The 17,367-nt window shown below is 63.2% G+C and carries 8 protein-coding genes; 5 read left to right on the top strand and 3 right to left on the bottom strand.

Translation table 11 applies throughout. The features are described 5' to 3' along the window. Positions 1-2 precede the first annotated feature (2 nt). The 5 genes from OVA24_RS15080 to OVA24_RS15060 all read left to right on the top strand — a co-directional run bounded on the left by OVA24_RS15080 (position 3) and on the right by OVA24_RS15060 (position 10,848). Entirely contained in the window at positions 3-1,898 is a 1,896-nt protein-coding gene (locus tag OVA24_RS15080; RefSeq protein WP_267670746.1) for a hypothetical protein, read from the top strand. Between the two features lie 47 nt (positions 1,899-1,945). Next, positions 1,946-4,066, top strand: coding sequence for an FAD-dependent oxidoreductase (locus OVA24_RS15075; protein ID WP_267670745.1), 2,121 nt, complete (start codon positions 1,946-1,948; stop codon positions 4,064-4,066). An 18-nt stretch (positions 4,067-4,084) separates the two neighbouring features. Continuing rightward, positions 4,085-6,358: an FAD-dependent oxidoreductase gene (locus tag OVA24_RS15070; protein ID WP_267670744.1), complete on the top strand. Its 2,274-nt coding sequence runs from the start codon at positions 4,085-4,087 to the stop codon at positions 6,356-6,358. Positions 6,359-6,366: 8 nt separating this feature from the next. Further along, entirely contained in the window at positions 6,367-8,571 is a 2,205-nt protein-coding gene (locus tag OVA24_RS15065; protein WP_267670741.1) for an FAD-dependent oxidoreductase, read from the top strand. Between the two features lie 129 nt (positions 8,572-8,700). Further along, entirely contained in the window at positions 8,701-10,848 is a 2,148-nt protein-coding gene (locus OVA24_RS15060) for a peroxiredoxin family protein (protein ID WP_267670740.1), read from the top strand. 175 nt (positions 10,849-11,023) lie between these two features. Here the strand turns inward: OVA24_RS15060 and OVA24_RS15055 are convergent, their stop codons facing one another. The 3 genes from OVA24_RS15055 to OVA24_RS15045 form a co-directional block, all read right to left on the bottom strand. After that, positions 11,024-13,222, bottom strand: a complete 2,199-nt coding sequence (locus OVA24_RS15055; protein ID WP_267670739.1) for a M60 family metallopeptidase — start codon at positions 13,220-13,222, stop codon at positions 11,024-11,026. Positions 13,223-13,323: 101 nt separating this feature from the next. Further along, positions 13,324-14,718, bottom strand: coding sequence for a magnesium transporter (mgtE, locus tag OVA24_RS15050; protein ID WP_267670738.1), 1,395 nt, complete (start codon positions 14,716-14,718; stop codon positions 13,324-13,326). Between the two features lie 62 nt (positions 14,719-14,780). Beyond that, positions 14,781-17,363, bottom strand: coding sequence for an alpha-L-arabinofuranosidase family protein (locus OVA24_RS15045; protein ID WP_267670737.1), 2,583 nt, complete (start codon positions 17,361-17,363; stop codon positions 14,781-14,783). Positions 17,364-17,367: the final 4 nt, after the last annotated feature.

Genomic DNA, 17,367 nt, shown 5'->3' with positions numbered 1-17,367 from the left:
ACATGTCATTCATCCGGTCATCGGCGCTGCTGGGCGTCTTGGTCATCGCTTCCCACATGGGCGTCGCGCGTGAAGCCGCGCCGCAGCCCGTGGTGGACATCCGCGGCAGCGTCCGCCCGACTCCGGTCCGGCATGCGGCGGATGGTGCGGTGAAAATTTCAGGCTCCGTTTCATCGCCGGATGCGGAGGTCAATGTCCGCGTCACGCTCAGCACGGGTGGCAGTGCGGAGGCGGTGGTGCCCGTGGCGGGAGGAAAATTCACCTGCAGTTATCCCGCCGACTTCACCGGTGCGCCGCCACTGGCTGCCAGCCTGCTGTATGTGGATGCCTCCACCGGGCCGGACCTGTCCGGGCAACGGGCGGAGTGCGTGTTCATCATCCGTGGGGCGGACGGACCACCTGACCTGCCATCCGCATTCAGTGACGACTTCATCGATTCGAAGGGGAAGAAAGATGCCGACGCCTCCACCTGGGCCGGTCACCGGGAATTGGTGAATCTTTTCATGCGCAGCCGCGGCGCAAAGCTGTCGGGGATCGGCCGCGCCGATTTCGATCTGGCGAAGAAAGCTGACTTCGCGCGCTTCAAGGAACTGGGGACCTTGTATGATTTCGACCACCGCGACCGGGACTGGAGCACGCCGCTGAACCATCGTGTGGCACGGGCCTTCTGGCAGGCGGAGTGGAACCGCTGGTTCGGCCCCGGGAACGACCATCCTTGGGATGGCGATGCGGACAACCGGAAGCCGGAGAATTACCGGCCATACACCTTCACGAACGATCTCGCGGATCTCTACATCCTCCACCGGATGCGCCAGTCGCTCCATGGTGCTGCCGGTGACAACCGTGCAACGATGTCCTCGGAGTCGCTGGCGAACCTGATCGCCCTCCAGCAACGTGGAACGGAGAACTTCGCGAAGGAAGACGGTCTGCACTACACGGCCGGGGCCTTCCGCTACGGCATGTTCGAGACCGGGGAATGGCTGGAGGAAGGAACCGGTTGGTTCGTCAGCCCCAAGTCGGGCGATCACCGGCATGGTGGAGTGTTCAACGGACGGTCCGCCTGGGCGCTGGGGGAGGCCGTGAGGCATGACCCATCCGGACCGGATGCCGCTGTCGCGGCGGAGGCCCTTGCGCTGACCTTGCGCTTCTGTCTGCACGATGGCCTTGCGAAAAACTACACGAAGCGGGTGGGGGACGGCTTGCCCTTCTGGCGGCAGGCCGGGGAGCATGGATACCTTACCCTTGGCATGGTCGCCGCGGCATCCGTGAAGCCGGATTTGCCGGTGGTTCTCCAGATCGGTGCGCCGCCGGTGCCGCTGAAGGATGTCACCGCCCGTGCGCTGGACGCACTGGTGGCCGCGCTCAACAAGGACGGCCACTGGACGAAATATCCGGACCAGGACGCCATGGGGCTGGCCGCCCTGGCGGAAGGAGCGCTTGCTTTCCCGGATCATCCGCACGCCGCGGCATGGAAAGGTGCCGTGGTCCGCGTCGCGGACGGTTGGCTCGCCGCGAAGCATGATCCGTCCGAGAGGAAATCACCCTGCCACCACTTCGGCCGCCGTGAGGGATCCCGCATGACCTACTACATCGGTGACAAGGAGGAGGTCCACATCAACCTCTACATCTCCGGGCTGTGGATCCACGCGCTGGCGAAAACCTGGCACCTCACCGGTGGTGCCCAATACCGGGCGCGCCTGGAGGGCATGCTTTCCTATCTCTGCGGGGACAATCCCTTCCACGTCCGGCTGCTCAACGAAATGGGCGGCGTGCCCAACATCATCCGCGACACGGATGACAGTAACAGCCGCATGAGCTGGGACTGCTACCCGGAGTCCACCGCCTTCGTCCAGATCGGACTTCTTCACTGGCTCGATGCCATCCATCCAAAACCATGATACCTGACTTCATTCGTCGCATACCACTATTCCTCGGCCTAGCCACCATGTGTCCGGCGCAGACGGATCTCCTCGTCTATGGCGGCACCCCCGCCGGGGTTTCCGCCGCGGTGTCCGCAGCCCGCCAGGGCCGCAGCGTCGTGCTTGTCGAGCCACTCTACTACGTCGGCGGCATGATGTCCGGCGGCCTCACCAAGACGGATATCGGGGACCGTGCCACCATCGGTGGCGTGTCGAAGGAGTTCTTCGACCGCGTGCTGAAGCACTACCAGAAAGCTTATGGTCCGGAGTCAGAGCAGGTGAAAACCAGCAAGGAGGGCGCTTTCTTCGAGCCGAAGGTCGCCGGTGAAATCTTCCGCACCATGCTGGATGAGGCCGGGGTCAAGGTGCTGCTGAAGCATGACCTGGTGTCCGCATCGATCAATGGCGGAGCCGTTTCCTCCGTAGTTCTGAAAACCGGAGACGCCACCTCCACCCATGAGGCGAAGGTTTTCATCGACGCCACCTACGAAGGGGATCTCCTCGCCGCGGCGGGTGTCCCGTATCGCGTGGGGCGGGAGGCCAGGTCGGAGTTCGGCGAATCCCTCGCGGGCATGACCGAGGGTCCGGAAGAGTATCTCGGAATGGGTGACCACCGGGTGCAGTCCTACAACATGCGTTCCACCCTGACAAACCGGGCGGACATCCTGGTGCCCGTCCCGAAGCCGGATGAATACATGCCGGATGCCCACCGTGGGTTCATCGATGCGGTGAACCGCAACGGCTACAAGACCTTCGAGGAGCTGTTCCATGATGTGCCTCTGTGGGGCGGGGTGAACGGAAAGTTCGACCCCAACAAGGCGGACGCCGTCGGCATGAACCTCGGCTACGTGGAGGCGGATCCGGAGGGACGCCGCCGCATCGTGAAGCGTCTCCAGGACTATTGGCTGAGCCTGTGGTACATGCTCCAGAACGATCCGGATCTGCCGGAAGAGTTCCGCGCCAGCGCGAAAAAGTGGGGCCTGCCGAAGGATGAGTTCGTGGAAAGTGGTCATGTCAGTCCACAGCCGTACGTGCGGGTTGGACGGCGGATGATGGGGCGATATTTCCTCACCCAGAACGACGTGATGGACGACCGCTACAAGGAGGATGCCATATGCCTGGGCAGCTACAACATCGACTCCCATGAGATCCAGCGGATGCTGACGGACAAGGGATGGGCGAAGGAAGGCTTCATCATCGAGAAGATTGATCCCTATGAGATTCCCTACCGCTCCATCACCCCCTATGCTCCGAAGAACCTGCTGGTGACCTGCGCGGTGAGCGCTTCGCACATCGCCTACGGCACCCTGCGGATGGAGCCGGTCTTCATGATGATCGGCCAGGCGGCGGGGGAGGCGGCGGACCTTTCGCTGAAGCACAAGAAGCCCGTCCAACAGATCCCGGTGCCGGAACTGCAGAAGCGGCTGTCCGATGTGGGCATCGCGCTGAAGGCGCCCTTCCGTCCGAAGGTGGATCTGGTCATCAAGACCCAGCCTCCCTACCAGCCCGGCCAGGTGATCGAGTTCGAGGCGAAAGTCGCCCGCTCCCGTGGTGCGGTGAAGGATTTCCAGTGGAACTTCGACGGCAGCGGCGAGGTACAGGGCCGGGAAGCCACGGCGACGTTCCGTTTCCCCGTATCGAAGAAGTATCACCTCACGCTCACCGCCACGGATGCGGATGGACTGAAATCCCTCCCTGTCACCACCGTGATCCAGGTCGGCGAAAACCAGGAGACGGATCCGGAAGTCTATTTCACCGAGGCGAAGGTGATCGGTCGCTGGAACCGCGCCGCGACGGGATTGGTCGGCTACCGCTTCCGCACTCCCTACCATGACATGAATGCGGGCAAGGGGGAGAAATCCGTCGTCTTCGAAACTTCGGTGCCGGAGGATGGCGTGTATCGGGTGGCCATCGCCTATCCGCATGACGCGAACCGCTCGCCGAACGTGCCGGTCACCATCGACTCCGCGGACGGGACGAAGGAGATCATCCTCAACCAGAAGAAAAAGGCATCCGACCTCGCGTTCGCGCCTGTCGGGGAATTCCGGTTCACGAAGGGCAAGCCCGCCCGCGTGACCATCAGCAACAAGGGCACCACCGGTTTTGTCGCCGCGGACGCGGTCCGCTGGGTGCGCGTCGGCCCATAACCCCATCAACAACCCATCATGAAACATTCCATGGATCGAATGAAACGGACGGTGCTGGCTGTCGCCGGCATCGCGGCCGGACTGCTGGCCTCCGCGCGTGCGGACGAGCCGGTCAAAGCGGACGTCGTCGTCTATGCCGGGACACCGGCGGGCATCACCGCCGCCATCGCCGCCGCCCGGGAGGGCCGGACGGTTTCCCTGGTGGAGCTGAACAACCGCGTGGGCGGCATGATCAGCGGCGGCCTCACCAACACCGACATCGGCAAGCGCTGGACCGTCGGCGGCTTGTCGGAGGAGTTCCTCACCCGCGTGGTCGGCTACTACGCGGAGAAATACGGCCCGGATTCCGAGCAATACAAGGCCTGCAAGAACGGTCGGAAATATGAACCCCACGTCGCGGAACTGATCTTCGAGCGGATGCTCGCGGAGCAACCGAAGATCAAGGTCTGGAAAGGGCACCGCTACCACTCGGTGACCCTGGACGGAGCGAGAATCGTTTCCCTGACAGCGGAGGATCCGGTGGCGAAGAAGCAGCTCACCTTCAAGGGGGATGTCTTCATCGACGCGAGCTACACCGGCGATGTGATGGCGGGCGCGCTGGTACCCTACCGTGTCGGCCGCGAGGGCCGCGCGGAGTTCGGTGAGCCGCTTGCCGGTGTGACGAAGGGACCTGAGTCCGTCATCGGCACCGGCGACCACCGCACGCAGGCCTACAACTACCGGGTCTCCATCACCGGCACCACGGCGAACCGTGTCCTGTTCCCGAAGCCGGGCAACTATGACCCGGAGCCATGGCGGGCGAAGTTCCAGGACAAGATCCTCAGCGGTAAGATCACGAAATTCCTCGATCTCTACATCAGCAAGGCGGGTGCGAACGACAAGCGCGACTCCAATTGGAACGACCTCGTCGGTGGCAATGAAGGCTATGCGGAGGGGGATTGGGAAACGCGCGCGAAGATCGAGGCGAAGCACCGGGACTACTACCTGAGCATGCTCTACTACCTCCAGAATGATCCCGCTCTGCCGGAGAGCTTCCGCAAGGACGCGATGAACTGGGGTCTGCCGAAGGATGAGTTCCAGGACACCGGGCATTTCCCGTTCCAGCTCTACATCCGCGAATCACGCCGCATGCTCGGCAAATACATCCTCCGCGAGCAGGACCTCACGGAGAACCGCCAGAAGGCGGATGGCATCTGCGCCGGGAACTACGGCATCGACTGCCACGGGGTGCAGTTCACCATGGTGAATGGAAAGCGCATCATCGAGCGCACTCGGCACCGCTCTGTCGAGCCGTATGACATCCCGTATTCCAGCATCGTCCCCATCGAGCCGGGCAACCTCATCGTTCCGGTGTGCCTTTCCTCGACCCACGTCGCCTACTGCTCGCTGCGGATGGAGCCCGTGTTCATGATGATCGGTCATGCGGCGGGGAAAGTCGCGCACCTTGCGCTTGCTGGCAAAACTTCCGTCCAGGATGTGGATGTCGCGAAGCTCCGTGAGCTGCTTCTGAAGGAAGGCGCCGTGCTCGACGCCGCCGCTCCCGGAAAGTCCGAGGAGATGAAAAAAAAGGCGAAGCCCGGTGACGACGAGGAGTCGGAGGAAACGGAGATGGAAGATGAAGCTCCTGCCAAGACACCGGCCAAACAATCCAAGGAAACGAAGGAGGAAAAGAAGCCTGCCAAGGCGAAGAAGGAAGCCCCGGCCGCGGACACGGTGGTGGAAGATCCGGCTCTGCCGCGTGTGCTCATCATCGGTGACTCCATTTCCATCGGCTACACGCCCGGCGTCCGGGAGTTGCTGAAGGGAAAGGCGAATGTCCTCCGCATCCCCGGCAACGGCAGCTCCACCAGCCATGGCCTGGCGAACCTCGGCAAGTGGCTTGGCGATGCGAAGTGGGATGTCATCCACTTCAACTTCGGTCTGCATGATGCGAAGCTGCCGCCGGAGGGCATCCGCCATTCCGAGCCGGAGCAGTATGAAAAGAACCTCCGCGAACTGGTGAAGCAACTACAGGCGACGGGAGCGAAGCTCATCTTCGCCACCACCACTCCGGTCCCGGATGGCGGGAATCTCGCGCCGGACCGCCGCTTCGCGGAGGTGAAGGCCTACAACGAGGCCGCCTTGCGGGTGATGAAGGAGAACAACGTCACCATCAACGACCTGAACACCGCCATGCAGCCGCACGCTGCGGAGTATCTCAGGCCCAAGGACGTCCACTACACCAAGGAAGGCTCCGCGTTCCTCGCGGATCGTGTGGCCGCCGCCATCGGAGGAAAACTCAAGCAACCCTGACCCGTCCCATGAATCGCATTGTTCTATTGTCACTGGTGGTGTCGCTGCGCTCCCTCGCGGGGGAGAGTGCGGATGTGGTCGTCTATGGAGGCACCCCGGCGGGTATCAGCGCGGCCATCGCCGCGGCGCGGCAGGGCCATGATGTGGCCTTGATCGACATCAACGCCCACGTCGGCGGCATGGTCAGCGGAGGTCTGGTGGACACGGACATCGGTGACCGCGCGACCGTCGGCGGCCTGGCGGATGATTTCCTGAAACGCGTCACGAAGCACTATCTGGACACCTACGGCGCGGACTCGAAGCAGGTGGCAACCTGTCATGACGGGTTGAAGTTCGAGCCGCATATTGCGCAGGCGACCTTTGAGGCGATGCTGAAGGAACAGCCGAAGATCCGCATCTGGAGGCAGCACCGCTACCGGTCGGTCACCCAGGACGGCGGAAAGGTGACCTCCCTGACGGTGGATGACCTGCAGGGAAAGACGACGCGGACCTTCAGCGGGAAGGTCTTCATCGACGCCAGCTATGAGGGCGACCTCATGGCGGGCGCGCTGGTGCCCTACCGGGTGGGGCGGGAAAGCCGCGCTGAGTTCGGTGAGACGCTGGCCGGTATCAACATGGGGCCGGACCAGATCCGCGGTATGGGTGACCACCGCACCCAGGCCTACAACTACCGGGTATCCATCACCCCCAACACGGGGAACCGCGTACTGTTCCCGAAGCCAGAGAACTATGATCCCGCTCCGTGGAGTGAAACATACGGGAAGCGCATCCTTACCCAGGGCATCACCACCTTTGCCGCCCTGTATGTGAATGCGGACCGCAAGGCCGGGCCGAACGAGAAGCTCGACACCAATTGGTGTGACCTCCGCGGAGGTGCGGAGGGCTATGCGGAGGGCGATTGGGAAACGCGCGACAGGATGGCCGCGAAGCACCGCGACTATTTCCTGAGCCTGCTCTACTATCTCCAGAACGATCCGGAACTGCCCGCCGCCTTCCGCGAAGATGCGATGAAGTGGGGCCTGCCGAAGGATGAGTTCGCGGACAACGGACACTTCCCGTTCCAGCTCTACGTCCGGGAGGGCCGCCGGATGGTCTCGAACTACGTGCTGCGCGAGAATGATCTGACCCAGGAACGCTTCAAGGCACGGGGGATCTGCGCCGGCTCCTACGGCATCGACTGCCACATCGTGCAGTTGATCACGCACAAGAAGGTGCCGGTGGTGGAGCGGACACGCCACGTCTCCGTGGACAACTATGACATTCCCTACGACTGCATCACCCCGCCGGATCCGGGCAACCTGCTGGTGCCCGTCTGCATCTCCGCCACCCACGTGGCCTATGCCTCCCTGCGGATGGAGCCGGTCTATATGATGCTGGGCCAGGCGGCGGGAAATGCGGCGCACCTCGCCATCACCGGGAACTCGACCGTGCAGGATGTGGATGTGGAAAAACTCCGCTCCATTCTGACGAAGGAGGGCGCGGTGCTGGACGCCGGTTACATGCCACAGGTGGAGATCGTGGCGACTCCTGCCAAGGTCCGCCCAGGTGACAGCGTCACTTTTTCGATCAAGTCCGGAGATCTGAAGGAACCGATCACCAAGGTATGGTGGGACTTTGAGGGTGACGGAACCGTGGACGCCACCACGGAGAGTGCGAAGCACACGTTCCAGTCGGGGAAGAACCATCTCGTCAGCCTCTTGGTTGAGGACAAGGCGGGCCTCAGACGCCTCGTGACCGTGGAGGTGCCCGTCGGTGCCGCGCAGCACTCCGATGTGATCATTGATGAGTTCGACGCCGAGCTGACCGGGAAATGGAAGGGTGCCTACCCGGAGATCGTTCTCCCGGGAGGAAAACGCACGCCGGATGTCTTTTACGGTCCCGGATCGCAGCAGGATATCTCGTTGCGTGGTGTGAAAGCACCGGTTTCCGGGAAATTCACGGCGACCCTGCCACAGTCCGGCCGCTACCGGGTGTGTGTGGGTTTCCGCCCTTTGAAGACCCAGGCCACCAACACGCCGGTCAAGGTGAGCCATGCGGGGGGAAACTCGGACGTCACCCTGAACCAACGGGAGAAGACGACGCCTTTCCCATGGACCGGTATCGGTGAGTTCGTTTTCAAGGCCGGAGTGCCTGCGGAGGTGGAAATCTCCAACGTAGGAACGGACGGTCTGATCGCCATCGATGGTGTGCGCTGGATCTGGCTGGGCGAGTGAAGGCTGCTGGGGCGCACTTTCGTGTGATGGGAAACCCCTTGTGGGGTGGGGCGGCGTGGGAATAGACATGGGGCTGGAGGTCTTCCGGGATGCCGGAGGACCGCGCCAGAACCCATCCTCACCATGCCGATGCGCCGATTGCTTCCCTTCCTCTGTTGTCTGCCGCTGCTCCATGCGGAGGATGCCCTGCCCGGGCACTCCGATCATGGAGAGGCGTTCAATGAGGGACCACGGCAGGCGGCGGTGCTGCTGGATGGGTGCGGAAAGGTGAACTTCCCGGTGACCACCGGCAACGGGGAGGCGCGGAAGTTTTTCAACCAGGGCGTGGCCCAGTTCCACGGCTTCTGGTTCTACGAGGCGGAGCGTTCGTTCCGGCAGGCGCTGAAGCTGGATCCGGGGATGGCCATGGGCTACTGGGGATGTTCGCTGGCGAACGTGAACAATGAGAAGCGGGCGGCGGAGTTCATCGCGGAGGCGACGAAGCGCAGGGACTCCGCCAGTGCGCGGGAAAAGCTCTGGATCGCCGCGTGGCAGAAATTCTACGGCGACCTGAAGAAGGAAAAGAAGCTGCGCTACATGGACCTCATCAAGGATCTGGAGGGCATCGTCCATGAACATCCGGAGGATGTGGAGGCAAAAGCGCTGCTGGCCTGGACGATCTGGAAGTCGAAGGACGGCGGAGTCGCCATGGTGAGCCGGGAGTCCGTGGACGCGCTGCTGCGGGAGGTTCTGGCGAAGGAGCCGATGCACCCGGCGCACCACTACCGAATCCATCTGTGGGATGAGGGGAAGGCCGCGCGGGGAGTGGACTCGGCGGCGGCCTGTGGTCCATCCGCCCCCACCATCGCCCACATGTGGCACATGCCGGGGCATATCTACGGAAAACTGGGCCGCCATGAAGACGCGGCGTGGCACCAGGAAGCATCGTCACGGGTGGACCATGGTCATATCGCGCGGACAGGGATCCGGCCGGACCAGATCCACAACTACGCGCACAATCAGGAATGGCTGGTGAGGACGTTCAGGGAGCAAGGCAGGGCGGGGGAGGCGATGGCCCTCGCCAGAAACATGGTGGAAGTGCCGCGCCATCCGAAGTCGAACACCCTGGAGAACCCGAAGCATGTGGCATCCCACGGCAGGACGCGGCTGATCGAGACACTGCTCAAATTCGAAAAATGGGATGAGGTGATCTCGCTGGAAGGCTCACGCTGGCTGGACCCGGCGGACATTGATCTGCATGAGATCGTGCGTCTGCGCTCCACGGGCGTGGCAGCGTATTTCCTGGCGGACTGGACCCGGCTGGAGAGCTGCCTGGCGGAGCTGGGAAAGCTGCGGAACAAGATCGGAGACAAGGAACCGGGAGTGGATGAACAGGGGAAGAAATTACCCGACGCCCGGCAACTCGTGAAGCAAGCGAAGGCGGAGCTGGCCGCGCTTGTCGCGATGAACAAGGACGCCGACGGCAAGGAGATCGCGAAACTGCTGGATGAAGCGAAGGACACACCCGCCGAGCGGCTGGTGAGATACCACCTGAAACGCGGGGACAAGGAGAAGGCGGTGGAAGTGGCTGGCAAGCTGCCGCAGGACGCGATGGGACTGGCCGTCCGGGTGGATGTGCTGGCAGCCGCCGGAAAGACGGGCAGCGCGAAAAAGCATTTCGAGACGCTTGGGAAGCGGGGCGCGGCGATGGACCGTGATCTGGCCATATCGGCGAGAATGGATGCACTGGCCGTTGAACTTGGCTTTCCCAAGGAATGGCGGCTTGCCCCCGAGGTCAGGAAGGATGTGGGGAAAAGGCCGGAGATGGCCACGATGGGACCGCTGCTGTGGGAGCCCACGGAGAGCCGGAATTTCCATCTGGCGGATGTGGAGGGAACGATGCACGGATTGTCCGGGCTGCGCGGGAAGCCTGTGGTCGTGGTCTTCTATCTGGGCAGTGATTGCGTTCATTGCATGGAACAGTTGACGGATTTCGCGAAGCGGGCCGAAGAGTTCGCAAAGCGGGGGATCGAGCTGGTGGCCATCGGCAGTGAGGAACCCATGGGCCTGCGGAAGACGGCGGACAAATCGAAAAGCGGCGGCTTGCTGCTCCTCGCCGACCCGGATCTGAAGGTGTTCAAGGATTGGGGATGTTATGATGACTTCGAGGAAAAGCCACTCCACGGCACGTTCCTCATCGATGGATCGGGACGGATGCGTTGGATGGAAATCAGCTACGACCCGTTCCAGGATGCCGGTTTCCTTCTGAATGAAGCGGACCGGCTGTTGAAGTTCTGATGTGGGCGACGGCGTGCGCCCCTCCAATTTTCCATCCGCTTCACACGGGTAGCGGAATTCATATGACTTCCCGCTGCCGGGAGACGAACGGAGCGCGGACTTCAGTCCGCTTGGCTTTGCAGAGAACCGATGCTCCGGGGCGGACTGAAGTCCGCGCTCCATTCACCTTCCTCCACTACCCACCCGGCATCCACCCTGGCAGGTCCGCGATGGATTGGCGGGCCGCTTCACTGGTAGGCACTCCCCATGCCTCGAAGAACGGGCCGAGATTCTTACCCGCTGCCTTTGAAAAGCGGACCATCCACTGGTCGCGCTTCTCATCATCATTCTTCGGACGTTCGTCCTTTGCCAGCGTGCGGTATTCCGCGAAGACCTTCTTGTAGGTATCCCACCCGAATGCCGCGCGGAGCTGGTCATACATGATGAGAGCGAGGAAAGTATCCTTCTTCCAACGGTTGAACTTGTCCGGCTGGGAAAGGTGTTGCCGCAGCTTCGCCGCCACCACCAGCGGTTGCATCTGCTCATGTCCCCGACCCGGGGGATTTCCGCAGAGCGTTTCGATCACATAGAGCGTGTAGAGATTGCACGTCACCTCCACCGTGCCATCGAAGGTCCAGTCCGGTTGCTGGTGGTTGTGGCCCAGTTCATGGAAATGCCCCCAGCTCCCCGTGGACAGCCGCTCCAGGTCCGCCGCCGTCTCCGCACTGCCATCGAGATGCGTCATGATCGGATAGCCGCTGTGCATGTAGCCGCCGGAAATCTGGAGGTCCGAGACGATCCGTTCCGGCCGCCTGCGTTCATGCGGGATGGCGCTCAGGTCAGCCTGCGCATCCAGCACGCGATCCCAGAACTCCAGCAGCGCCTGTGGGTCTCCGACCTTTTCCAGAATGGCTTTCGGCAGGCTCAGCACCACTTTCGTCGTTTCCAGTTCACCCCATGGAGCCTTGAGGTTTTTCATCCTTTCCCAATCCGTGGTACTGGATTTCCCCAGCACGAACCGGGGTGACTCCACCGCTCCGGAGACCGTGACCTCCATCTTCATCTCCGGACCTCCCTGAGGAATCTCGATGTAGATCAGACCGCCGAAGGGACTGGCGATGGCAGTCACCGGTTCCTTCAGGATCCTCCGCATGGAGATCTCCGGAGCACGCTTCCAGACATCGAGATGCCAGATCGTGTCCGTGTGGCAGCCGATGCGGACGGCGAGACCCTTGCCGGCGAATTCGGGCGGGATGGAAATACGGACCACCTCCCCGGCGGGGGCGTAAAGGCCCAGTCCCTGCCACTGGGGGACAGACAGATCGAGTGTGGCGGTGTGGTTCTCGATCCGCGGAGCCTCCGGTGGTGTCACACCGGGGAAGACACGGGAGGCTTCATGCGCCTTGATCTCCTCCGGTTTCGCCCGCCGCGCGGCTTCCAGATCCCGTGCGAGGATCAGCCGCTGGAGGACGGCATCCGAACGAAGAGGGATGAAAGGCCCGGCCTCTCCGGCCAGCGCGTCGAGCCGGGGGCGCAGCAGCGTATTGTCCGGTGGCAACGAACGGATCGCATCGCCCAGCGTCACCCCGCAACGGGTGAGGTGCACCTGGGCGAGGGGGATCCTCCCGCCCGCGTGGTGGAGCAGGGCATCCAGTGCATCCCCTGCATGGATGGCGTGCAGGTCGCTGCCCGTGACATAGCCCTCCGGTGCCGTCCGGCCCGGTGTCGATGAACTGAAGACGATGCCCGCCTTCTTCAGCAGGTGGTTCGCGGCGCAGTCCGTGGCCAGCCTCCCACGGTCGTTCCCGCCACGGATCTGGACCCAGCCCCAGCCGGTCACCCCCGCGACCAGCCCGCCTCCCGCACGCGCCCAGGTTTCGATGGAATCCACCTGTCCTTCCTCCAGTCCGATACCGTTCAGGCAAATCACATCAACCCCGCGGAGATCCAGCGGACCCGGCTGGGCAGGCAGGTTCACCGCCTCCATTCCCGCCGCTTTGAAAAACGCCAGCATGCGCGGCGTGTTGTGGATCGCGAACAGCCCGATCCGCGGCTTCTCCTTGGCTCCCGCCGCCCAGCGGATCGAGTTGACCAGCAACCGACCCGTGTCCTTCTGATCCACCGAGGAAAGGAAGCCATCATGTCCGAACGCGACCACCCGTCCCGCATCCATCCGGGAGGCCGCCACCACCGGCAGCATCCCTTCCTTTCCTTCCTTCCCCGCGACCACGACGAAGGCCTCCGGACCAAACACGCAGAGGCCCCCGGGAACCCCGCCGGTGTTGATCTCCTTCACCTTGTCCAACAGGATGGCACGGTCAGCTTCGTTGGCGGGACAGCTCACCACCGCGAACACGGACATCAGCAAGATACGGAAAGCGGGAGGGAGTTTCATGGGGATGCGGTGAAGCCGGAGCATCACTTCTCCGATCATCCCTCACTTTCAATCAGCCCGCCGCAGGATGACAAACCATTTCCGGCCTGGGCCGGGGGCGATCACAGTCCGAGGATTGCCGCGGCCACGGTGAAGTAGATCAACATCCCGGAGACGTCCACGGTGGACGCCAGCGAGGGGGCGGATACCACCGCCGGGTCCAGCTTGATGGCGCGGGCACAGATGGGTAGCAGCGCCCCCAACACCGTGGCGGACAGCACCTGCACCGTGAGCGCGACGGAGACGGCGGCGGCGAGGTGCGGGAAGTCGAAATCCGCACCCGTCCCGCGCTGGAGATGGGGGAGGATGAAGGTGATGAACGCGGCGATGGCCACCGCGAGCGACAGGCCGAGGAAAAATCCGGTGCGGGTTTCCTTCCACGCCACACGGAGGGCGTTGCCGGTGCTGATCTCTCCCAGCGCCATCGAGCGGATGACCATGGTCGCGGCCTGCCCGCCGGAGTTTCCGCCTGCGGCGACCACCATCGGCAGGAACAGCGACAGCAGCTTTGCCTGGCCGAGGACGTTGTTGAAACGGAACATCACATAGCCGGAAGCGATGGAGACGAACGCCAGTCCGACCAGCCACGCGACGCGGCGCTTGTACTGGGTGGTGACGGTCGTGTTGAGGTAGGAAACCTCAGACTGCTCACCGGAGATACCCGCGATCTTCTCAAGGTCTTCCGTGGACTCTTCCTGGACGATTTCGAGCGCGTCGTCATAGGTGATGACACCCAGCAGGTGGTGGAACTCATCGACCACGGGCAGCACCACGAGGTCGTATTTGGAAAGCATGCGCGCGGCTTCCTCCTGGTCCGCGGTGGCGAGGATATACTCGTCCGCGTCCTGCATGATGTCGTGGATGGGGGTGTCCCACGTGTTGAAGGCCAGATCGCGCAGGCGGATCTTGCCGACCAGGCGGCCCTGGGCGTCCACCACGAAGATGCGGGAAAGTGTCTCCGCGCTCTCGCGGTCGCGCCGCAGCACGGTGATCGCCTGCTTCACCGACATATCCGCGGTGATCCGGCCGCAGTGGGTGGTCATCCGGCCGCCCGCGGTGTCCTCCTCGTATTTCAGGAGGTTCTTCGTCAGTTCCTTGTCCCGGGGGCCCAACAGGCTGAAGAAGCGGACCTGCGCTTCCTCGCTGACCACTTGGAAGACGTCCACCCGGTCGTCGTCGGAGAGGTTTCCGAGCAGCACCCGGAGCTGGGCCGGTTTGAAATGATCGAGCGCTTCCTCGATCAGGGGGTAGGGCAGTTCGGCGACGAGGTCCGTGGCAAGCTCCGGCCCGATGGTCTTCATCAGGAAGTCCCGGTCCTCGTCGTCCAGATCCTCGTAGATCTGGGCAAGGTCGGCGTAGTGGACATCTCCGGCGGCGGCCAGAAGGGCGGAACCATCCCTTGCTTCGATCGCACGGATGATTTCGTCGTTGGGATCCTGATCGTCCTCCTCGGCCACGGGCGAAGCGTGGTGGGATGCCTGCCGCCCGGCAAGGAAAACGAAGTGACGACAGGCAGAAGTTACGGCGGATTCAATTCGGTGACCCGCACCCTGAGGAAACCCGGATCCCCGGTGATGGGGATGGCCGCCTGGCGGTGCTGGAAACCGCTGTCCGCGGAGGTTTCCCGGTCGGTGATGCCCTCCGTACCCCAGTCCCGGAGATTGGTGGATCGCTCCACACCCATCTGGAGCCGTGGCCTGGAGAGATCCCGGCGGTAGCGGAGGATGAAATCGCCACCTTCCTGGATGGGGATGCCGCCGTTGGCGTGGGTGGCCGCATCATGGACCAGCGGATCCGTGCCGCGGGCATATTCCACCAGATTCGGCACTCCATCGCCGTCCGTATCGCCCGCAGGCCCTGCAGGCAGTCCGGCGGCCTTGGCCCACAGGGCGAATGACGGGGCCACCTCCAAGGACAGCCCGGAGGTGGTGGTGTTCCCGCTCGGATCGCTGACCGTCACCAGCAACTCATAGGTTCCCGGCGTGGTGAATGTGGCGGTCGTATGCTTCGCGGCGTTGTTGCCATTGTCTGAGAACGATACCGGCCCAGGTGGAGTGCCGGTGACGCTCCAGGTGTAGGTGAGGTTCGCCTCCCCGCCGTCATCGTCCGCGAGGACGGTGAGCGGTGCCGCGGCGTTGGTCAGGGGGAGTGTCGCGGAAGTGGCGGCGGATTGGGTGATTACCGGAGCCGTGGCGAGATCCAACACCGTGATCGACAGCGCGGGCAGGGTGAGGGAGACCTTGTTCGCCGCGACCGGGCAATCCGCCGCCGCTTCCCATGTGGGCATGTAGTCGCCGGGGTGGGTGCCTTTCATCACGCGCCGCTTCGCGGACACCGGGGCTGCGTAATTTTTCAGATCCAGCACCGCGTCGCGGCTGGCCGTCTGCTTGTTGATGAGAAAGACGGTCATCCGGTTGGTGGCGGGGTTCAGGCTCCCGTGCACCAGCACGTCGGTGGTGTTCGCTGTGCTCAGCACCTTGTCCTGGAGATACTCACCCCAGATCGCCAGCACCCGCGCGCTGGCGAACAGGTCGTTGGTCGAACTGAGGGCCGTCAGAGGGCCGGGGCGCCCCCCGGTAACGAGCTGGAAATCATCCACGCACAGGACGCTGGTTCCGCCGCCCTTGGCAACCCACAGCTCCACCCTGTCATAGTCCGGTCCGCTGCGGAATCGTCGGGTGTATTCCTTGTAGGTGCTGCCGGAGAAGTCCCACTGCAGGTTGCGGATGCGCGTGCCGTTCTTGTAAAAGCTGATGCCGCCGTTGCTCCAGACTTCATCGTTGCTGAGTTTCGCCCATGCGGTGAGGGTGAAGGTGCTGTCAGGCGGCACCAGCGCGGTGATGTCACGCCGCCGCCCGCCGGAGGTGCTGCCAGCCACACGCAGCGCTCCGGTGCCGCTGCGGGCATCTCCCTCCGTGGTGCTGGCGGTGGTGTTCCCCACTGTGGCATCCGCGCTGATGGGCCAGTCATCCAGCCCGTTCTCGAACCCCCCGTTGGTCAGGAGATTGGTCGTTCCCACCGGCAGTTGGTAGACGTCGTTGTCCACCCAGCGGGTGTTCCAATACTGGACGAAGTCCACCTTCGGCATCTTCATGTGCCTGCCGATCTGGTCGAAGAAAACGATGGCATGCCCGATGTCATTGCCGGTGTCCCACGCACCGGTGAAACTGTGCGCCCCCATCTCCGAAACGATGACCTTCAGCCTGTCCCGGTCCGCGACAGGCGCATGGGCGTTGATCGCGGAGACGGCCATGGTCGCGCTGGTCGTGAGGTCCTTGGCGTAGTTGCGGAAGCTGTCGTAACCCAGCCCCCAGTCGCTGCCTGCGTAGTCGTGCACATCCAGGAAATCGATCTTCGCCGCCGCCCGTGACAGCACCGTCTGGAACCACCCGCTGGTCTTGCCCTGTGCGCCGATCTTGATCGTGGGATCCACCGCCTTCATGGCGTTGGAAAAGTCGATCAGGTCCGTGGCATACTGGCTCGCACCGGGGTTCCCGTCGCTATTGTAGTCCGTCTCATTGCCTATCGACCAATACTTCACCCCGTAGCCCTTCGTGATGTTGGAGTAACGCACCCACTCCGCCGCGCTGGTGATGAGCTGCGCACGGGTGGGACGGGTCCCGTTGGTCGTCTGCGCCTTGTACATCGCATCATAGCAGACGACGATGACCGCCTCACCGCCCACGTTGCGGGTCATCGTCATGAACTCATCGAAATCGAGCGGCTCCTTTCCCGGGATCCACGCTCCGTCATTGCTGGCGGTCAGCCCCCGGTCGTTCGCAGGCCACTCGCCGGGTCCGGTCCGCGCCAGCGTCGGCTTCGGTCCGTTCCACGGCGCGACCGACCACAGGTAGGAGTCGGACTTCTCCCCGCCCGGGTAGCGGAGAAAGCGCACGCCCATCTCACGGATGGCGGCCTCCGTGCTGCGAGGCGCGTCCGGACGCCGCCGGTCCGAGTCCATCAGGTAGTCCATGTTGATGCCGATGGGCTTCCGCGATGAGTCCGCAAGCACGTTCGTCGCATTGATGGCGACGTATTCGACTGCAACGGATGGCAATGGAAGGACCAGCGGCAGGAGGGCCGCGAGACTGAGGGCTTTCATGGAA

Source organism: Luteolibacter sp. SL250 (genome assembly GCF_026625605.1).
In the GTDB taxonomy this organism is placed as follows: domain Bacteria; phylum Verrucomicrobiota; class Verrucomicrobiia; order Verrucomicrobiales; family Akkermansiaceae; genus Luteolibacter.
The sequence above is the reverse complement of the archived record's forward strand: the minus strand, read 5'-3'. Positions and strand labels throughout refer to the sequence as shown.